Below are 21164 nucleotides of genomic sequence, written 5' to 3' on the forward strand. Positions count from 1 at the left end.
TGTATCCATGAGAAGGCCTCTTTTCTAAATGTATTTGCCCGCTAAAGCATACATTTATGATAGAACGCCTTCTCTTTTTTTGCTAGTATTTTCTACCAATCTCCTCGAGAAATATTTTACGCATATCATTTTTTAGGAATGGACTATCAAATGAAATACTCTTCTTAAAAAGGACAAATCCTATCCAAACATTAAGTTTAACTAGAATTTGCTCTTCATTCCTGTTTCTGCCCACCAGTACTATTATTCGGAATCGTTGGTGTTTCTGGGATGACTTGAATCGGTGGAACGTTTTGTACTTTATTTGGGTCCGTACCGATATAATTACCACTATTATCGTAATAAAATTGAGGAACATCGCCAAAAATCTGTGTTTGCGCAATCGGTACTTCAGACGTAATCGTATACGGTGCTTGAGAAAAAGGGATTACAACTTCTACTTCTGCTTTTATCTCTATGACAACTGTCATGACCACAACGTTAATTCCTGCATTTTGATAAGTCGTTTTTGGTGTTACTTCTGCGTGACCAATTGGTATGATCGTTATCGGAATAGACGGTCCCATATCGGCGATAATTTCATTATCAAATGCTGCTCCTAACTTAATCGGTTCAACAATTTTATCGAGATTACTTAATGTATCTTCAACACGGGCCGTCGTTTCTCCTACAATTCGGGCAAACTCACTATAATTAAAAAGTGCTGCTCTGATTTTTCCCTGATCGTCCATCTCAAATTGAATTAAATCTTTGAAATTGGTATTCTGGGCAATTTTTTTTGTGATTGCATCATTGACTGCTTTATTCGCAATCTGTTTTACTCTTGCTTGGGCAATTTGCATTAGAATGGGTCGAAGTTGGTTTTCTATATAAAAAAAGGTTTGAACCATCAATCCCAAAAAAATAATGATTGTGAAAAAGATTATATTTTTCTTTTGAAGTCGAATATTTAGTTTTGGAATCGTAAATCTTCTTCTTTTTCCCCAACGAGGCATTTTCCCATCCTCCTCTCTTTTAACATACATATTCGATCTAGGACGACATCTGAACACTTGGATAAAAAAAACTGATTCTTATTTATACCCAACCTTTAAAGTCTTTGCTAAAATGAGAAGGATAGGAAGGTGATCGAATTGGCAATCGATTTTACATATCAAGGAAAAGAGTACCCCACATTAGTGGAATTAGCAAAAGCGCTACCTCTTAATTCAGCTAAGTTAGTTCAATGGACAGAAGATGCCGATCGGTTTGCAGCCGAAGCAGGGTCTCTTTGTTACGAAAGCGAACCTCGATTAGGCATTGTGAATCATTGTCGCGATAGTGGTCATAATACTGTCTTGGAACACAATATTTTTAGTTTCGTAAAAAAAGTTCCGATCTTTGTTGCTAGACAAGATATGAGAGCGAGACATGCATCATTTGACGAAAGAAGTTTGCGCTATGTTCGCTTAAAAGATGGAGGATTCGAATATTATATCCCGCCAGAATTAAAGAAACCTGGCCGAGAAGAAGAATTAAACCAGTGGATCTACCATCATGAAAAAGCCTTTGAGTTATATGGCCATTATACAGATGAGGAAATTATGGAAAATGAAAGAGCAAGAGCATTGTTGCCATTAGGAATTGCAACAATGTATGTGGATTCGCGAAATGCGGTGGGTTGGCGACATCACACCATGAAACGGCTATGTTTGCGTGCTCAAGAAGAAATCCGTTTATTATATCGTTCCATTGTCAATCAGTTAGTAGAAAAAGCTCCTCGGTTGTTTGGGGATTTGAATATGCCTTGTTTCATGAAACAAGGATGCGGGGAAGCGAAAACTTGTGGATTGATCGAACTTGATCCTGTAACAAGACGTGCAGTCGCTTATGAGAAGAAATTAAAGCGGAGTCAAGTTCCTGTGGAAACGAAGTTGTAATTTAAGATGATATTGAAAAATCCTCTCCATTTTAGGAGAGGATTTTTTGCGAGGTGTATTCTGTTTTAGAGAGATTGATCAACTTCATTTTCTTCGTCATCATGTTCTCTTTTTTCTTTTTTCTCTTTCACTTTTTCCTCTATCTTTTCTTTTACTTCTTCTTTTTTGTCATTTTTCTTTTCATTCTTATTTTCTTCTACTTTAACTTCTGCATTTTCTTGTGCCTTCTCTTTTACTTCAGTTTGGACTTCACGTTTGATATGATTTACAACTTTTTCTTTTACGGGGGTTTTTGCACTTATTGCTTGTGTAACAGATTGTTCTTGATTATCTTGATTATCATCTTGGGTTTGAACCGTTTCTCTTGTTTGATTTTCTACGTTTGCTTCTTCATTTGAATCAGTTGTACTTTTATCTTCATTATTTTCAATGGAGATCGTCAACTTTGCATTTTTTAGTTTTCCAGGATGAATACCTAGTTCTTTGGCTACTTTACCAATCCCGTTTTTCTTTAATAGTTCAGTAACTTCTTCTACCGATTTTCCTGAAAGATTAGAAATAGAGACTGTTAAAGCAATCTTTCCATAACCGATTCCTTGATCACGAAGAGATTGAACAACTTTTGGATCAATATCACGAACCACAGCAGCAGTGATTTTTACATTGGTGATGGTTTCTTCTAATGCTTCCTTCTGCTCATCCTCTAGTTGATCTGCAACTTCGTCTACAGTTGCTTCTCCTTCTGTTGCTACCTGATCCATCACATTTGTTGTTTCTTCTGCAATTTCAGTACCTTCTGCCTTGGCCTCCTCCACCTGTTCCCCGGCTTTTGTCAATGCCTCTTCATAGGAAGCTAATAATTCATTTACAAATTTACTTTGAGTTTCGGGATTTAATGCTTTTAACTCCGCTAAGCGTTCTGCTGAGATCTCAGCATAAATTTGTGCTTTTGCTTCAGGGTCAAATGTGAAAGTTAATTGAATGTTCTCGAACAACTTATCTAAGAAGTATGTAAAATCTTCAGGTGTTAGCCCTGCATCTACTTGAAGAGTTGTATCTGTGGTGTTTACAGTTGTTGAGTCTGTTGTTGTTGATTGTGTTGGTGTTGTCGTAGAATCCGTTGATACTTGTGTGTCCGTGTTGGATTCCACTGTTGTTTGTGTCCCAGGTGTCTCAGCAAATACCTGAGATACCCCTGAAAAAATTAAAGCAGATGCTAATGCGATACTTGCGATTTGTTTTTTCATATTCTTTCTCCTTTCAAGGTTTTCTTTTTTTGATACTATAACTTTCGGGAGCATAAAGAATGTTTTGGGGGTGGGATTAAATTTTGGTTAGAAAGAACTATAACTGATGATTTTTATTAGCTAAATAAATAAAAAGTTCTATTTCATATAGACTAGATTTTCATAACAAAAAACTACCATTGTTTAATGGTAGCGGTTAGGTGAGGGTTGGGGTTTGAAACCTTGATCCCCTACTCCTTCTTGGGCCATCTTAAATTTTAATGATTCAATCAGGTACATGGCAAACATCTGCAATATTTCATCTTCTTCCATTTCCTGTATCATCTTTAAGATATCTTCTTTTGAATGTTCCTGCAATATATGTAAAACGAGGGCCACAGCGTCCTCTTCGTCCCCTGTTAAATGATTGCGGTACATTTGATAAAGTTCATTGACAAATCTCATGTTGGTACACTCCCTTTTCTGCTAAAGCTAATCCTAAGTATAAAAAACTCTCTTTTTTGGATATGACAATGATACAATACATTTTGAATTAGTTTTATTATAGCTTTTTTCAAAGCAAAAAACACCTAATATCGGCCTATGTGAATACTTTATTCACACTTTGCTTGAGGCAAAAAAAAGGTATAAAAATGTGAAATTTTTTTACTCTAAAACTATGGAGGTGCTATGTAAACAATGTTTACGATTCGCATTAAAGATGAATATATGAATAGCTTGTTTTTTGATGGATTGGACGTTGGAAAAAGCCATTTTGTACATGAAACCAATGATTACGTTGGAACCGTATCAGATGAAGAATTTGATCAATTTATGAAAAACAACAATCTTATCGTTTATCGAAATCTTTTAAAACTATATGAAAATGGAGAAGTTATTGGTACATTTTCTGTAAGGGATTAAATGAGATATGATGGGGGCAGATTGCTTAAGAATCATCTTGTATTTTTGTTTCAACTATACTATGATATTGAATTACAGGGTGCCAACACCCCTGTATAAAAAAAATTGGGAGGAAAAAGTATGAAACTAAATGTTCGTACGATTACCATTATTGCCGTCATTGCTGCTCTTTATGCCGCTTTAACTCTAGCGGTTGCCCCCTTATCTTACGGCATGATTCAGTTTCGAGTATCCGAAGCCTTAACGGTCCTACCTTATTTCACCCCACTTGCGATTCCTGGTTTAACGATAGGAGTCATTATCGCGAACTTCTTTAGTTCTTTGGGAATGGTTGATGTGATCGTCGGATCAGCCGCAACATTCATCGCAGCCATTTGGACTTATCGAATCAAAAATAAATGGCTTGTACCGATTCCTGCGATTCTCGTGAATGCAGTAATTATTGGAACAGAGATTGGCCTTCTTGAAGGAAAAGTCTCGTTGATTCCTATTGCAATGTTATGGGTTGGATTAGGGGAATTGGGCGTAACCTACTTGCTTGGAATGCCGTTATTATTTGCTCTGGAAAAAAGAAAACACTTATTTAAAATAGATTAACTCTCCCCACCAAGAGAAAGTGGGGCTTTATGTTGTATAGGTTAAAAGTGTTGGCATCCTTTTTATCTATACTTGAATCCATCTTTGTTCAAAAGTTTGTTCAATCCATGTCTGATTTTGTAACTGTACCGCAAGAATATCCCGAATAAACTCGGGTAAAAAATATTGAACTTCCTTCTCATCCTCAATCGATTCTTTAATCGTCGTATAACCCCCGCCAAAGGTAAACATATCTAAAGTACCAATGGTATATTCCTTTTCATCCATCAGTTCCTCTCCGTTAAAAGTGATACGAACGATTTTATGATAATCTTCACTCATAGGATCATACTGAATCAAAAGGCCTGAGACGGACAAGGTTCCTAATTCCTTTCCACGAAAACCATAACCTTTTAACGGGTAATGAACCTTTTCAGGTAATAAAGCTTCCTCTAAAAGAATCTTGATTTGTTTTCCATTTAAGTTTAACTTGCATGCATTAATCGGTGAAGGACAAATTTCATGAATTCTTTTCTTTGTAACCTTTCCAGATCGAAGACCTTCCAATAATTGTCCGGTATTCACAATTCCAATCTCAGCATCTACCCACCTTTTTACACCATCAGCCAAGAGGTTTCCTAATGGTGATTCACTTTCTAAAGAAACAGGAAGTGGTCGATCTAAGTAAGTGATGGTATGCTCCAATTCTCTTAAAGCTGTTTTTCGATTTTTCTCGAGTAAAGACAAAATGGCTGGATCGTCTGGAAATTCATTGATTTGTATTGTTTGTTCCTCCATTTTCATCCACTTATTAGAATTTCGTTCTTCATATTCTATTGTGACATGACCTATTGCTTGACCAAAAATGCCAACCTGACAAATTAATGTAGAATCTCCCTTCCATAACCCATTTTCAAAAAAACGATGGGTATGCCCTCCTAAGATGAGATGAATATCGGGAATCACTTCGGCAATCTGTTCATCAGCTTTAATCCCTAAGTGGGAAAGTAAGATGATCAGATCCACCTTTGATTTTATCGCATCAACAATCTTTTGAATAATTGGGAGTGGATCCTCTACGGTCCATTTTTGTAAGCGATAAAATGTTTCATAAGGTGCCGTAGCACCAATCCATCCAATTGTTAAATCACCAATTTTTTCTATCGTATATGGAAGCGCCCATTTGGGAACTAATCCAGTATGTATATCTTTTAGATTACAAGTTAATATTTTAAATTTCCGTTCTTCATATGCATTTTTTAACATTTCTTTTGTAAAGGTTAATCCTTCATTATTTCCGATCGTTGCAAACTGAACTCCCGTTTCATTCAGAATTTCAACGTTGACTTTGCCATAGGTTCCTTCTGTTTCATAACGCATTCGATCCATATGATCACCAAGATCAACCACAATAACCGGTTCATTTTTTTTTCTTGCCATTTCTTTGACTTGTTTCACATAGGTCGCAATTTTGGGCATGTTTTCAAACCGACTATGAAGATCATTCATATGAATGATATGGATTCGTTGAGTCATCATTCCAACTCCTTGTATGCTTAAGAAATTCCTTCCCTACCATACTTCTTTATGCTAAAGATTGCTTTGTCCACACCATTAATGGTATAAACAAATTTAAGAATATAACGAAAGTGATCATTCGAATAACAAACTTATCTTTGTTTGATTTTAACACAAATTGGATGACTTTTCTCTAAGGAGAATAGGGATAATGATAATTTTTCAATCTGTGATCGATCAGTTTATTCAATACGCAAAAGAGCAGTATCCGAATGAGGCTTGTGGAATTCTTGTGTCTAGCTTGGATGATCAACAAATTAATGAATTTATTCCTATCCCTAATCAGAGCTCAAACCCGATCCATGAATTTGAATTTGAGCCAAGTACGATTATCAAAGCCTTTCATCGAATAGAAGTCGAAAAAAAAGAATGGATTGGTGTAATCCATTCTCATCCAATATCAAAGGCCTATCCTTCTTCCATCGACGTTCATAATTGGTTTTATCCTGAATTAAGTTATTGGATTTATTCGCTTTTAGACGATCAGCTGAAAGCCTATACTATTATCAAGGGAGAAGTAAGGGAAATCCCATATAGTACTTTCAATTAAATACCGTCATTTGAACAAAGACTAACTTTCTGAAGAATACCAGAAAAATCGTGGTTTAAATTCAACCTACTGGTTAACTGTTTCTACACTATACTTTATTTCCGTTTCAAGTTCATCGATATAACGTTGTTTCTCTTCTTGAGTCCAACCAAAATAATCGGACATAAAATTTACTACAGGATCTTTCCATTTCACTGCCCAATCACGATTGAACAGGATTGATCCCGTTCTTCTCATGAAAAAGTCGATTGGTGTAAGAACCATCTCATTTTCTAAACCATAAATCAGAGATCCAAACACTTCTTTTGATAGACCATAACGATTTCCTTCTTCTTCACGATCACGGATTATCGAGTAAACCTGGTCAATATTAGAACCATATCGACTCACTAGTCGGTTTGCCTCTTCTTCTGTTAATCCTAGTTGCATTCCTACTTTGATCTTATCCTGTTTGAACTTAACAAATCCTTTCGAACCACCTACTTCTCCACCAGATAAAGTTTTATTCCTAGTTTGAGATGGGAAGAAAACTTTTCCTTCTAATTGTTTCATGACTAAATCAACCACTTTTTCCGCCATCTTCCGATAACCAGTTAACTTACCACCGGCAATGGTAATAAGTCCAGACAGGGATACAAAGATCTCATCTTTGCGAGAAACCTCTGAAGGAGATTTTCCTTCCTCATAAATCAATGGTCGAAGTCCAGTCCAACCTGATTCAATATCTTTCTTTGTTAATTTTAGTTGAGGGAACATCGAATTCGCCGCATTAAGTAAATAAGTTTGATCCTCATCTGTCATTCTCGGCTTTTGAATATCTCCTTCATATACCGTATCTGTTGTACCTAGATACGTCTTACCTTCACGAGGAATTGCAAAGACCATTCTCTTGTCAGGAGTATCGAAGTAAATCGCATGATGAAGTGGGAAGCGACTTTGATCAAAGACTAAATGAACCCCTTTTGTTAAAAGCAAATGCTTTCCCTTTTTTGAATGATCTTTTTCTCGAAGTGTATCTGCCCAAGGACCTGTCGCATTCACAATCTTTTTTGCACGAATTTCATATGTTTTATTCGTAATCAGATCCCTTACTAATACACCAATCACCTTATTTCCCTGGTACAAAAATTCCTCTACTTTCGCAAAGTTAGACACCAATGCTCCATGATTAGCAGCCTCTTTGATTACTTCCATGGTTAACCGAGCATCATCTGTGCGATATTCAACATATACACCACTACCAATCAACCCATCTTTTTTTAACAATGGTTCTTTCTGTAATGTTTGTGTTTGATCCAACATATATCTTCGTTCAGATTTTTTAACACCTGCTAAAAAATCATACAATCGAAGGCCAATAGAAGTGAAGAACTTGCCAAATGTTCCACCTTTGTAGAAAGGGAGGATCATCCATTCAGGTGTCGTGACATGGGGTGCATTCTCATACAAGATGGCCCTCTCTTTTCCGACTTCTGCAACAATATGGACTTCTAATTGTTTTAAATAGCGAAGCCCACCATGAATTAATTTCGTAGAACGACTCGATGTGCCTGCAGCAAAATCCTGCATTTCTACAAGGCCCACTTTCATATTGCGTAAAACACTATCTAATGCAATACCAGCACCTGTTATCCCGCCACCAATCACTAACAAGTCTAATTCCGTTTGAGCCATATTTTCAAGGTACTCATTTCTACTCTTTGCTGAAAAACTCATCGTACACTCCTCCTTAGTTTTCCACGAAGAAAAAAGACCGCGACAATAAAACTAGAAGAAAACAATCTTCTAATTTTTGTCACGGTCTCTCCTCTACTCCGACCAAGATATTAGTTTTTAACTATATTCATAGTATAAAACTATTTAATCTATTTTTCAATCCCTATCTTCTTTGAATTTCTCCATTCTTGCTTTTACTTTGCGTTATTTATTGATCAAACATTCCTTTCCAAGAGCTCAATCTAATATTTGCTCTTAATAGAGATTCATGTATAGACTTCATCGTTCGGATACATATAGATCCATAATTTGTAATCTTGTCCAACTCACACTAAAATATAACTAATGATTAATAGAATTACACCATTTATCAATAGAATACTACCAACATGGTAATCAGCGCTAACTTCTTCATCTTTAATTTTCAATTGTTTTTTTAAATTAAAAAAGCCTATTACAGACTCGCGGGGATTGTTACTCGACCTTGTTATATAATACCCTCCTAAAAAATTAAATACGCCAATCCAAATAAGAATTAATCCCACATAAAAAAACATATTAACATAGTTTGAAGCCTCCCAGTCAAAAAAAGATCCGATCGCCATAATTATTAAACTTAATAATAGAGAAAGAACAATTGATATTAATCCGTTCTTTTTGATTACCTGAAGGTTATTTCTCAAACTATTCCCTTCTCTCCTTCATAATTCATATCAATAAAGGTTTATTCATAACATTCGATATAATGACGATATTCCCTTTTATCCGCCATAAAATTATAAATATTACCAGCCACAGTATCATAAAATTAAAGCAATAAGAATTTAGATGTAATTGCACCAGTGACGTTAAAGTGCTACCATGAAACATGGAGGCGATAAAATTGAAACAGCTGAATAGGGACTTTGTGGAGGAATCCGTACTCTTAGCAAGTACATTGAAATGGATTCTATTATCTTCTTTTGCAGGGATTGTAGCTGGAGGAACCACATCTCTATTTTTGAATCTTCTTTCCTATGGTATAAAAATAACTTCTTCTTGGTCTTCTTATTATCTATTTTTACCGTTTGCACTATTTATAAGTAGTTGGCTAGTGATCAAATTTGCGCCAGAAGCAGAAGGTCATGGTACAGAAAAAGTGATTGAATCCGTTCATAAAAGGAATGGAAAGATTAATTTAAAAGTTATTCCCATAAAAACATTAGCTACCATTATTACCCTTTCTTTTGGAGGTTCCGCAGGCAAGGAAGGCCCAAGTGCCCAAATAGGCGCAGGGACGGCATCTTTCTTTGCCAATTTATTAAAATTAAATCAGGATGATTATCGTCGGTTTGTCATTTGTGGAATCAGTGCCGGTTTTGCAGGTGTGTTTGGCACACCGATTGCAGGAGCTATATTTGCAGCCGAAGTCTTATATGTTGGACGCTTTTCTTATCGTGTATTACTTCCAGCTCTCTTTGCATCATATATTAGTTTTTTTATCAATCGTTATTTTGGCATTTCCCATTTTCGATACTCTATTGATGTTGGGAGTCAGAACGATTTTCACATGTTTATTTATATGGTGGTTTTTGGAATTGTTGTTGGAATCGTTGCATTATTTTTCATTAAGACCTTGACTTTCTTTGAAAATCTATTTAAAGAGAAAGTGCAGATTTATAAACCATTAAAAGGTTTCATTGGGGGTATTATACTCATTTTTGTTGTCTGGGTCACAAAAAGTACTGACTATCTTGGATTAGGGACTGATGTGATTGATCGAGCTATACATGGGGATGAATTGACGGGATTATCCTTTCTAGGAAAAATTTTTACGACTTCTATTACCTTAAGTACGGGTGGAAGTGGAGGAATTTTGACACCTGTCTTCTTTATAGGTTCTACATTGGGTAATGTTTGGGCTCAGCTTGTCGGAGGGAATATCGCGATGTATTCAGGGATAGGAATGGTTGCCTTGTTAGCAGCAAGTGCCAATACCCCCTTAGCTGCCATTACCATGTCGATGGAGCTTTTTGGAGTTCAAACAGCTACTTATGCTTCTATTGCCAGTGTAGTCAGCTATTTAATTGTTGGCCATCACAGTGTATATCCAAGCCAAATTCTTACCTTTTCAAAAACCCCATCCATCCATTGTGATATTAACTGTGAACTTCGGCAAATTCATGAATTGAAATTAAGCAATAAACCACATCTATTCTTGAAATTTTTCAGGAATGATCATTAGAGAAACTATTAGATTATATTCGCGCTGGTACCATAAAAAAGATCAAAGAAATTGACTAGACGGATTTGACCCCACATTTGTGGGGTCAATTTTTATGTTGTAACATATTTAACTTGCAGTAACAACCTCAAATTGGCTAGTGTATAGTTTCGCATAAAACCCGCCTTTTCTCAGTAGCTCCTCATGAGTCCCCTGTTCAACAATATTCCCCTGGTTCATCACAAGAATCAAATCTGCATCACGAATTGTTGATAATCGGTGTGCAATAATAAAGCTGGTACGATTTCTCATTAGGTTATTCATCGCTTTTTGAATTCTGATCTCTGTACGCGTATCCACTGAACTTGTAGCCTCGTCAAGAATCAGAATCCTTGGATTAGCTAGTATTGCTCTTGCAATCGTAATCAGTTGTTTTTGTCCTTGAGATACATTTGTCGCTTCCTCGTTAAGAATCATATCATACCCGTTTGGCAACGTATGAACGAAACTATCTACGTAAGCAGCTTTTGCCGCAGCAATCACTTCTTCATCTGTCGCATCAAGCCGACCATAGCGAATATTCTCCATGATACTTGCATTGTAAACCCATGTGTCTTGAAGCACCATACCAAACATGGATCGCAAATCGTTACGGCTAAACTCCCTTATATCGTGACCATCAATCAGAATTGCTCCTTCATTTACATCATAGAATCTCATCAGTAGTTTTACAATTGTTGTTTTCCCTGCACCCGTTGGGCCAACAATAGCCACTTTTTGCCCTGGTTTTATCGAGACAGAAAAATTATGGATGATCATTTGATCAGGTTTGTAGCCAAAGTGTACATTCCTAAATTCAACATGACCCTCAACATGATCTAGTTTTATAGGATCTGATGTCTCTGGTATTTCTTCCTCCTCTGCTAGGAATTCAAAAACACGTTCTGCGGATGCCGCTGTTTGTTGAAGGATATTGGAAATGTTGGCAATCTGTGCAATGGGCTGTGTAAATTGACGTACATATTGGATGAACGCCTGGATATCCCCTACCTCTATGGTTCTTTTGGCTGCAAGATATCCCCCCAGAATACTAACACCAACATAGCCTAGATTCCCTACGAAATTCATCAATGGCATCATAATACTGGTTAAAAATTGAGACTTCCATGCAGATCCATAGAGTTTATCGTTTAATCCATCAAATTTCTCAATACTTTTCTTTTCTCCATTAAAAGCCTTCATCACAAGATGACCACCATACATTTCCTCAACATGGCCATTCACATTTCCTAAATAGTCTTGCTGTTGTTTAAAGTACTTCTGAGAATTCTTCACAATCATTAAAATCAGAATCATCGAGATTGGAATGATGGCGAGAGCCACCAAGGTCATTTGCCAACTGATCGTAAACATCATAATCAAAACACCGATAACCGTTGTAACAGAGGTAATAATCTGACCTAAACTCTGATTCAATGTTTGACTTAGTGTATCTACGTCATTCGTCACACGGGAAAGGACTTCCCCTTGATTGGTATTATCAAAATAACGAAACGGCATCCGGTTGATCTTTTCCGAAATATCTTTCCTAAAACGATAACTTACCTTCATCGAAACACCGGACATGATCCATCCTTGAATATATCCAAACAAGGAACTTAATAAATATAACCCAATAAGCGTAATCATGATTTTCCCGATTGCAGTAAAATCAACATTTCCTGTTCCCGCAATTTTGGCCATAACCCCTTCGAACAGTTTCGTCGTTGCCTTCCCCAAAATTTTCGGACCAACGATTGAAAATCCGGCACTTGCGATGGCAAAAATAAGAACAGTCAGGATAGAGAGCTTATACTCACTTAAATATTGAGCTAATTTTTTCATAGTGCCTTTAAAATCACGGGCTTTCTCACCGCCCATTCTTGGACCAAATCCCATACCAACCTGTCTACCGGCATTGCGAGAGTTCTTTGCCATTATTTTGTTCGTATTCTCGCTCATGCTAATTCCTCCTTTGAGAGCTGTGACAAAGCAATCTCCTGATAGGTTTCACAATTCTCCATTAGCTCCCTGTGTGTCCCTTTACAAACTATTCTGCCTTCATCAAGAACAATGATCTGATCTGCATTCATAATTGTCGAAACTCTTTGTGCGACGATAAGAATCGTACTGGACTTCGTTTGATCTTTTAATGCCCTTCTTAAAGCCGCATCTGTTTTGAAATCAAGAGCAGAGAAACTATCATCAAAAATATAGATTTCAGGCTTTTTCATCAAAGCACGAGCAATCGACAGTCTCTGTTTCTGTCCACCCGATACATTGGTTCCACCTTGTGAGATCTCTGTCTGAAATCCTTCTGGTTTATCCGTGATAAACTCCATGGCTTGCGCTATTTCCGCCGCTTTCTGCATATCTTCCTCTGTTGCATGTTCATTGGCATATTTCAAGTTCGATTCAATGGTTCCACTAAATAAAGAGCTTTTTTGTGGTACATAGCCAATTTTTTCTCGAAGAGCATGTTGTGTCGTTTCTCTTACATCTACTCCATCAACCAAGATCTGGCCATCTGTCACATCATAGAAACGAAGAATTAAATTCACCAAGGTGGTCTTTCCTGAACCGGTGGACCCGATAATAGCAGTGGTTTGGCCTGGCAAAGCTTTGAAACTGATATTTTTTAATATATCTTCCTCTGCTCCATGATATCGGAAAGAAACATTTTTAAACTCCACGACACCTTTTAATTCTTCTTTAAAGTTTTTTGGACGCTCAGGATCTTTGATCTCAGGCTCAGTTTCTAGAACCTCAGCAATCCGCTGTGCCGATACGGAAGCTCTAGGTATCATCATAAACATAAAGGACATCATTAAGAAGGCAAAGATGATTTGCATCGCATATTGCATGAATGCCATCATATCTCCTACCTGCATGCTTGAATTGGCAATCTGATGAGCGCCAACCCAAACGATCAGCAATACAATGCCATTCATGATCAACATCATTGTAGGGAACATCACTACCATCACACGATTAACAAATAGATTCACATTTGTCAGTTCTTTATTCACCTGATCAAATCGGTTCTCTTCAAATTTCTGCGTGTTAAATGCCCGAATCACCATCATCCCCGACAAGTTCTCTCGCATTACTAAGTTAAGTCGATCGATTAGTTTTTGGATGACCTTGAACTTTGGCAAAGTAACCATAAATACTCCAGAGATTAAGATTAAAAGTGCGATAACGGCTACGGCAATAATCCAAGACATCGACGTACTTTTGTCTATCGCTTTAATGACTCCTCCAATGCCTAAAATCGGTGCATAAATCACCATTCTGATCATCATGACAACCAACATTTGGATTTGTGTAATATCATTCGTAGTTCTTGTGATGAGTGATGCCGTAGAAAACTGATCCAGTTCCGTTTTTGAAAAGTTCTCAACTTTTGCAAAGACAAGTCTGCGCAAATTTTTCGCCAATCCTGCTGCGGTTTTTGATGATAGAAAGCCGACAAGTACAATAGAAATAGCGCTGATTAACGAGATGAGAAGCATGACCATTCCCGTGTTGATAATATATCGGTTTTGAATTTTATCTGTGTCCATTCCTAATGCGGCATACTCAGTTTTTACTGAATTTGCAGCCGCTTGGATAATCATATTATCCCCTAATGCGGTGAATTTCTCATTCATTTGCTGGCTTATTTTGAATCGTTGATCTGCTGGCAAATTCGCAAAGAAAGCAAAGAGATCCGTATTGGCTGGAATTTTCTTTCCATTGAAATCAATAAATCCATCCTTTGCCTCTGCTTTCATCTTCTCAACACCAGACACAGCTAGGAGTGCTTTACCCATGATCGGATTGAGTTGATCTATTTCTGTCTTATCGATTTTCTTTAAGACATATACAGGCTCCTTAGCCAACGTTGGATATTTTTCCACGTATTGATCATAATCTGAACTTGAATGATCAATAAGGGTATACTGATTCAACACCTTGTTCTTCTCGTTTTCCTTCATAAAGATGGTGAGCTTATTCATCTGGCTTTGCCGTATCGCCTCTGGTACGGCATTTTCAATTCCACCCTGCTGGATGCCTTTATTTACAATATTGGACATATAGTCGGGTAATGAAAGATCAGCCATCGCCTGAACAAAAAGGAGAACAATGGCCGCAATGATTAACCCCGTAAAAGGCTTTAGATGTTTCGCCAATTTAAACATAATCCAATCTACTCCTTCTTCTGTTGGTGTCTTTCCATTAATTCTTTCAGGAGGATTAAACCTTCAAATATCTTATCAATTTCTTCTGAAGCGGTTTCGTTCATTATGGTTTCGAACTTTTTTTCAATTTCACTAAAATGCTTTCGCACCTGTTTTCGAAACTCAGATGTTACATTGACATAAACGACTCGTCGATCCTCTTCACTTCTCGTTCTTTCAACATAACCTTGTTTTTCTAATCGATCCACAATACCAGATACTGTGCTATTCGATAACCCCATTCGCTCACTCAAATCACTGATTTTCATTTTTCCGTGATGAACCAATATCCCCATCAACATTCCCTGTGGACCTGTTACGTTCATTTCCTTAAAACCTTGCTCTATATTTTGCTTGAAAGAATCCATGATTTGCTTTAAAACTTTCACCACCATCATGCCTTTATTTAGTTCTTTCATAATCTGCTCCTTTCAGGTTATTTTAGTATTATTAAAATATTTCGCCTTACAAAATTTCGTATCGATATATTTTGTATACGAAATATATTGTAATGCTAATCTCAATATGTGTAAAGAGGAATTAGAAAATAAAAAACCCCACATCACACTAAAAAAGACGATCCCCCCAATTGAGAGATCGTCTTCTTACTCTTAATTATTCAATTACCCAATCGAACCTTCCATCTCAAACTTGATCAGGCGGTTCATTTCTACGGCATATTCCATTGGGAGTTCTTTTGTAAATGGCTCAATGAATCCCATGATAATCATTTGGGTTGCATCCTCTTCCGAGATCCCACGGCTCATTAAGTAGAATAATTGTTCTTCACTTACCTTACTGACGGTTGCTTCATGCTCTAATGTAATATTGTTGTTCATCACTTCGTTATATGGAATGGTGTCAGAAGTGGACAACTCATCAAGAATCAATGTATCACACTTCACGCTAGATTTCGATCCTTGCGAGTTCTTCCCAAAACTTGCTAACCCTCGATAAGTTGCTTTTCCACCGTGCTTACTGATCGATTTGGATACGATCGTTGAAGTACAATCTGGTGCAAGGTGGATAACCTTTGCTCCTGCATCTTGATGTTGCCCCTTTCCTGCCATGGCAATGGATAAAATCATCGCTTTCGCTCTAGGCCCTTTCATAATCACAGCGGGATATTTCATCGTTAATTTACTTCCGATATTCCCATCAACCCATTCCACCGTTGCATCTTCTTCGGCAACCGCACGTTTTGTTACCAAGTTATAAATATTCGGTGCCCAGTTTTGAATGGTCGTATAACGAACATATGCCCCTTTTTTGGCAATGATCTCAACCACTGCACTATGAAGGGATTCGGTACTGTATACAGGTGCGGTACAACCTTCAACATAATGCACAGAAGCACCTTCATCAGCTATAATTAATGTACGCTCGAATTGACCCATTTTTTCTGTATTAATTCGGAAATACGCTTGAAGTGGGATTTCTAATTTTACACCTTTTGGTACATAGATAAAACTTCCACCAGACCAAACCGCACTGTTTAAAGCTGCAAATTTATTGTCTGAAGGTGGAATAACAGTTCCGAAATATTCTTTAAATAGTTCAGGATATTGTTTCAATGCAGAATCGGTGTCCATGAAAATAACACCTTTTTCCTCTAACTCTTTTTGCATATTGTGATAAACGACTTCAGATTCGTACTGAGCCGATACCCCCGCTAACCATTTTTGTTCTGCTTCAGGAATTCCTAATTTATCAAACGTATTTTTGATTTCTTCTGGTACTTCATCCCATGATTTCTCTGTTCTTTCTGATGGTTTGACATAGTACGTAATATCATCAAAATTGAGTTCGCTTAAATCCCCACCCCATAAAGGCATAGGAAAGGCTAAAAATTTCTCAAGCGATTTCAACCGGAATTCTAACATCCACTCAGGCTCACCCTTGATTCTTGAGATCTCTTCAACGACTTCTCTGGATAAGCCTTTACCTGTTTTGAATATGGAAACATCTTTATCTCGAAACCCATATTGGTATTCTTCACTAATTTCTGGAGCTTTTTTTGACATTTAATCAGCCTCCTTTTTACTCGTGATGATGGTCTTCATCACAATGATCACAATGATGTTCTTTAATTCCCTTTTCCATTGCTTTCCATGCTAATGTTGCGCACTTAATCCTTGCAGGAAATTTACATACTCCTTGTAATGCTTCGATGTCTTCAAAGTCGTCCGTATTCACATCTTCACCAAGCATCATCTTAGAAAAACGGTCTGCTAAATCAAGAGCTTCTTCTACTTTTAACCCCTTAATTGCTTCTGTCATCATCGATGCGGATGACATACTAATCGAACATCCTTGGCCACGGAATTTTGCATCTTTAATTTTTCCATCTTCCACTTTCATTTGAAGGGTAATTTGATCACCACAGGTTGGATTTTTCAGTTGAATGGTTGCATCTGCATCTTCCAACTCTCCCATATTCCTTGGTGCTTGATAATGATCCATAATAACCCTACGATATAAATCATCTAGTGAAGACATGACTAAAATACCCCTTTGTCTTTATTAATGCTTCGATCCAACGATCGATTTCCTCTTTTGTATTATATAAATAAAAACTTGCCCTCGCTGTAGCTGACACATCCAGCCATTTCATCAAGGGTTGTGCACAATGATGGCCAGCTCGAACAGCAATACCCTCTGTATCTAGGACAGTCGCCACATCATGGGGATGAACGCCTTCTAAATTAAAGGCGATTAATCCGCCGCGATTCGTTTTCGGACCATACATCGTAAATCCATTAATGGTTTTAACTCGTTCCATCGCATATTCGATCAATTCATGTTCATGTTTTTCGATCTCATCAAGACCAATCGATTGAATAAAGTCAATCGCGGCTCCCAATCCAATCGCTCCAGCAATGATCGGAGTCCCCCCCTCAAACTTCCAAGGGAGTTCTTTCCACGTTGAATCGTAGAGTTCAACAAACTCGATCATTTCGCCACCAAACTCGACAGGCTCCATTTTCTCTAATAATTCTTTTTTGCCATAAAGTACACCAATTCCCGTTGGTCCACCCATTTTATGACCCGAAAAAGCGAGAAAATCACAATCTAGATCTTGAACATCCACTTTCATATGTGGAACACTCTGGGCACCATCCACTACTACTTTTGCACCAACTGCATGAGCGATTTTTACCACTTCTTTAATTGGGTTAATGGTCCCTAATACATTGGATACTTGAGTCATCGCAACAAGTTTGGTATTTGCTGTAATCGTCTTTTTTATATCCTCAATATCTATTGTGCCATCAGGTTGAAGGGGGATGTATTTTAATGTTGCGCCTGTTGCTTTCGCTACTTGTTGCCATGGGATCAGGTTACTATGGTGTTCCATCATGGTAAGGACAATTTCGTCCCCTTCTTTTAGAAAACTTCTTCCGTAACTCTGAGCAACTAAGTTAATCGAAGTGGTTGTACCCCTTGTAAAGATAATCTCTTCGATACTTTTAGCATTGATAAACGCTCTAACCTTTTCCCTTGCGCCTTCATATGCATCCGTAGCATAGGTACCTAATGTATGAACTCCTCGATGGACATTGGAATTCATTTTTCGATAATAATGATCAAGGGTTTCAATCACTTTTAATGGTTTTTGGGCGGTTGCCGCGCTATCCAAATAAACGAGAGGATGTCCGTTAACCTCTTGATCTAGAATGGGAAATTCTTTTCGGATCGATTTATCAATCATTTTCCTAATTTCCTTTCAATAACTTTTTCTAATTTTTCCTGCATTCCCTCAATTGGAATTAAGGAAACAACAGGAGTTAAGAAGCCATGAATAATTAATCTTTCTGCCTCTTCCTTAGGAATACCACGTGACATCAAGTAGTAAATATCTTCACGACTTACAGGCCCAGCACTTGCAGCATGACTCGCCATCACATCGTTCTCATCAATCAGTAAAATTGGATTGGCATCCCCGCGGGCTCCTTCACTAAGCATGAGCACCTTTTCTGCTTGTTCCGCATTTGACTTAATGGCACCCTTTTTCATATGGGTAATTCCGTTAAAAATACCGGTTGATTCATCCAACATAACTCCACGAGAAAGGATTTGACTGTTGGTATGCTCCCCTTCATGAATGATCTTCGATGTGAAATTGGTTTTCTGATTACCTGTTCCAATAAAGACTAATTTTGAATCAGCTTCCGCACCAGCTTCTTTTAAAATACTAATATTATTAGATACCGTATTTCCTTCATTCATTTCGCCGATTACCCATTCGATTCGGCCATTTCGCTGTACGTCTGCATGACGGTGAGTGTAATCATAAACACCGTTTGCAAAGTTATGAATCGTTGCAAATCTTACCTTTGCCCCTTCACCAACATACACCTCAACCACGCCGTTATGTACCGTGTTTTGTGTGGTGTTTTCAGAGAAATAATGATCGACGTAAGTTACACTACTATATGCTTCTGCAACGATGATGATATGTGGTAATAAGCCAGACTCAGCAGCTAAATAAATCGCTTGAACAGGAAACTCAACCTCAACATGTTTTGGAATATAAAGAAATACTCCACCACTCCATAAAGCGGTATGAAGAGCAAGGAGTTTATTCTTATCAAACGATACACTTTTCATGAAGTATTTTTTGACAAGTTCTGGATATTCTTGTAAAGCTGTATCAAGGTCAGTATAGATTACTCCTTTATCAGCTAATTTCTTTGATAATTGTTTATAAACAAACTTAGAATTTTTTTGGACCAAGACACTACGATCTTCTGTGTTTGCTTCTAATATATTTTGAATCTCTTCCGAAAGATCGCCTATACCAACAAGTGTTTCATCAGTAAAAGGTATAAATTGATCAATATTCCACTTATCTAATTTTGTCTTTTCTAAACGCGGTAATGGTAATTGATGATAAACTTCTAATGCCTTTAAGCGAAATTCTAACATCCATTTTGGTTCTTGTTTGTTTTGGGATAGCTGGGTGATTAGTTCTTTATCAAAACTTACATTCATCTCTACCGTCATTTGTGAATCCCCCTATCCGATTAAGCCTCTTGGCCAACTGTTTCGTCTACAATCCCCAGCTCTTCTTTAATCCAATCATAACCCTCTGCTTCTAATTTTTCAGCTAGTTCAGGTCCACCAGAACGAACAATTCTTCCTTGCATCATCACATGAACAAAATCTGGTTTAATATAGTTTAGAAGACGCTGGTAATGCGTGATAACAAGAACCCCCATTTCAGGGCTTTTCATTTCATTTACACCATTTGCAACAATTCGTAATGCATCAATATCTAATCCAGAATCAATTTCATCAAGGATTGCAATTTGTGGTTTTAACATCATCATTTGGAGAATTTCATTTCGTTTCTTTTCTCCACCAGAGAATCCTTCATTTACATAACGTTGTGCAAAGGATTCATCCATCTCAAGAATCTTCATTTTTTGTTCCATTTCACGAACAAATTTAATTAAAGAGATTTCATTGCCTTCACCACGTCGAGCATTAATCGCACTTCGCAAAAAATCCGTATTCGTTACACCGCTAATTTCACTTGGATATTGCATTGCCAAAAAAAGACCTTTTCTAGCTCTTTCATCCGTTTTCATCGCGAGAACATCTTCTCCATTTAACATTACAGACCCACTATTCACAGTATATTTGGGATGTCCCATTAAGGAAGAAGCTAATGTACTTTTCCCAGTTCCGTTTGGTCCCATAATCGCATGGACTTCCCCACCTTTAATCTCAAGAGATAAACCTTTTAAAATTTCTTTTCCCTCAACTGAAACATGAAGATTATCGATTACTAATTTTGGCTGTGTCATTCCACATTCCTCCATCATCTCTTATATATGAAACTCTAATGACCTGATGCAATTAATTCTTAGTGTTTCAAAACGACTAAATGATCATTCATTCGTCTTTTTTCATTGTATAATCCTTACTAAATTAGTCAAGATTATATCCAGAAAAATAGATCAATTCTCTTATCTCATTGTATTAAAAATTCATATTTAAATCAATATAAAAACTATCTTTATAGTGTAAATATTATTTTAGATTTACTAGCTTGTACACGTTTTCATCTTACCCCTAAACTACGATTTGCGCAAGGTGTTTCATGGTATAGTTTGTGTCAAGTTTTTCTCGATCAAGCTTTAATACTAATAATATCAGCATCCTATTTTTGTACGCTATGCACAGGCTACCGCACTACTGTTT

Annotated in this window: 18 protein-coding genes; 5 read left to right on the forward strand and 13 right to left on the reverse strand. The window is 37.2% G+C overall.

The window, feature by feature from the left end; genetic code table 11:
* Window positions 1-215: 215 nt before the first annotated feature.
* The gene (gene yunB, locus EDD72_RS11710; RefSeq protein ID WP_165895082.1) at window positions 216-995 is read right to left on the reverse strand and encodes a sporulation protein YunB; all 780 of its coding nucleotides are present in this window, start codon (window positions 993-995) and stop codon (window positions 216-218) included.
* A 129-nt stretch (window positions 996-1124) separates the two neighbouring features.
* Here yunB and thyX point away from each other — a divergent pair, with 129 nt between their 5' ends.
* Window positions 1125-1919, forward strand: a complete 795-nt coding sequence (gene thyX, locus EDD72_RS11715) for an FAD-dependent thymidylate synthase (RefSeq protein WP_132770548.1) — start codon at window positions 1125-1127, stop codon at window positions 1917-1919.
* A gap of 65 nt (window positions 1920-1984) precedes the next feature.
* Here thyX and EDD72_RS11720 read toward each other — a convergent pair whose 3' ends face one another.
* Together EDD72_RS11720 and EDD72_RS11725 are read right to left on the reverse strand one after the other, a co-directional pair.
* Window positions 1985-3166 carry a DUF5667 domain-containing protein gene (locus EDD72_RS11720; protein WP_132770550.1) on the reverse strand — a complete coding sequence of 394 codons (1182 nt, stop codon included), beginning with the start codon at window positions 3164-3166 and terminating at the stop codon, window positions 1985-1987.
* Between the two features lie 183 nt (window positions 3167-3349).
* On the reverse strand, window positions 3350-3610 hold the full coding sequence (locus tag EDD72_RS11725; RefSeq protein ID WP_132770552.1) for a DUF6154 family protein: 261 nt from the start codon (window positions 3608-3610) through the stop codon (window positions 3350-3352).
* A gap of 234 nt (window positions 3611-3844) precedes the next feature.
* On the opposite strand from EDD72_RS11725, the gene EDD72_RS11730 reads away from it, so the two are divergent.
* A complete protein-coding gene (locus tag EDD72_RS11730; RefSeq protein WP_132770554.1) occupies window positions 3845-4069 on the forward strand; it encodes a hypothetical protein in 225 nt (74 codons plus the stop codon).
* A gap of 120 nt (window positions 4070-4189) precedes the next feature.
* Entirely contained in the window at window positions 4190-4666 is a 477-nt protein-coding gene (locus tag EDD72_RS11735) for a QueT transporter family protein (protein ID WP_132770556.1), read from the forward strand.
* Window positions 4667-4732: 66 nt separating this feature from the next.
* Here the strand turns inward: EDD72_RS11735 and EDD72_RS11740 are convergent, their stop codons facing one another.
* A complete protein-coding gene (locus EDD72_RS11740; protein WP_165895083.1) occupies window positions 4733-6181 on the reverse strand; it encodes a bifunctional metallophosphatase/5'-nucleotidase in 1449 nt (482 codons plus the stop codon).
* Between the two features lie 193 nt (window positions 6182-6374).
* Here EDD72_RS11740 and EDD72_RS11745 point away from each other — a divergent pair, with 193 nt between their 5' ends.
* Window positions 6375-6773, forward strand: a complete 399-nt coding sequence (locus EDD72_RS11745) for a M67 family metallopeptidase (RefSeq protein WP_132770560.1) — start codon at window positions 6375-6377, stop codon at window positions 6771-6773.
* Between the two features lie 66 nt (window positions 6774-6839).
* Here EDD72_RS11745 and EDD72_RS11750 read toward each other — a convergent pair whose 3' ends face one another.
* Window positions 6840-8489: a glycerol-3-phosphate dehydrogenase/oxidase gene (locus tag EDD72_RS11750; protein WP_132770562.1), complete on the reverse strand. Its 1650-nt coding sequence runs from the start codon at window positions 8487-8489 to the stop codon at window positions 6840-6842.
* A gap of 883 nt (window positions 8490-9372) precedes the next feature.
* Here EDD72_RS11750 and EDD72_RS11755 point away from each other — a divergent pair.
* Window positions 9373-10713, forward strand: coding sequence for a chloride channel protein (locus tag EDD72_RS11755; RefSeq protein ID WP_165895084.1), 1341 nt, complete (start codon window positions 9373-9375; stop codon window positions 10711-10713).
* A gap of 108 nt (window positions 10714-10821) precedes the next feature.
* Here EDD72_RS11755 and EDD72_RS11760 read toward each other — a convergent pair whose 3' ends face one another.
* The 8 genes from EDD72_RS11760 to sufC all read right to left on the reverse strand — a co-directional run bounded on the left by EDD72_RS11760 (window position 10822) and on the right by sufC (window position 20767).
* Window positions 10822-12669 (reverse strand): ABC transporter ATP-binding protein, encoded by a 1848-nt coding sequence (locus EDD72_RS11760; RefSeq protein WP_424565550.1) that lies wholly within the window; start codon window positions 12667-12669, stop codon window positions 10822-10824.
* A 20-nt stretch (window positions 12670-12689) separates the two neighbouring features.
* Window positions 12690-14915: an ABC transporter ATP-binding protein gene (locus tag EDD72_RS11765; protein WP_132770569.1), complete on the reverse strand. Its 2226-nt coding sequence runs from the start codon at window positions 14913-14915 to the stop codon at window positions 12690-12692.
* 8 nt (window positions 14916-14923) lie between these two features.
* The gene (locus EDD72_RS11770; RefSeq protein WP_132770571.1) at window positions 14924-15373 is read right to left on the reverse strand and encodes a MarR family winged helix-turn-helix transcriptional regulator; all 450 of its coding nucleotides are present in this window, start codon (window positions 15371-15373) and stop codon (window positions 14924-14926) included.
* Window positions 15374-15577: 204 nt separating this feature from the next.
* Window positions 15578-16978 carry a Fe-S cluster assembly protein SufB gene (sufB, locus tag EDD72_RS11775; protein WP_132770573.1) on the reverse strand — a complete coding sequence of 467 codons (1401 nt, stop codon included), beginning with the start codon at window positions 16976-16978 and terminating at the stop codon, window positions 15578-15580.
* A gap of 16 nt (window positions 16979-16994) precedes the next feature.
* Window positions 16995-17453, reverse strand: a complete 459-nt coding sequence (gene sufU, locus EDD72_RS11780; RefSeq protein ID WP_132770575.1) for a Fe-S cluster assembly sulfur transfer protein SufU — start codon at window positions 17451-17453, stop codon at window positions 16995-16997.
* Complete coding sequence (locus EDD72_RS11785; RefSeq protein ID WP_132770577.1) at window positions 17437-18666, reverse strand: cysteine desulfurase; 1230 nt, start codon at window positions 18664-18666, stop codon at window positions 17437-17439. Before EDD72_RS11785 ends, sufU begins: the two co-directional genes overlap by 17 nt.
* Complete coding sequence (gene sufD, locus EDD72_RS11790; RefSeq protein WP_132770579.1) at window positions 18663-19961, reverse strand: Fe-S cluster assembly protein SufD; 1299 nt, start codon at window positions 19959-19961, stop codon at window positions 18663-18665. The genes EDD72_RS11785 and sufD overlap by 4 nt, the downstream gene beginning before the upstream one ends.
* A 20-nt stretch (window positions 19962-19981) precedes the next feature.
* Window positions 19982-20767, reverse strand: coding sequence for a Fe-S cluster assembly ATPase SufC (sufC, locus tag EDD72_RS11795; protein ID WP_132770581.1), 786 nt, complete (start codon window positions 20765-20767; stop codon window positions 19982-19984).
* Window positions 20768-21164 lie beyond the last annotated feature (397 nt).

The organism is Tepidibacillus fermentans, assembly GCF_004342885.1.
Classification (GTDB): domain Bacteria; phylum Bacillota; class Bacilli; order Tepidibacillales; family Tepidibacillaceae; genus Tepidibacillus; species Tepidibacillus fermentans.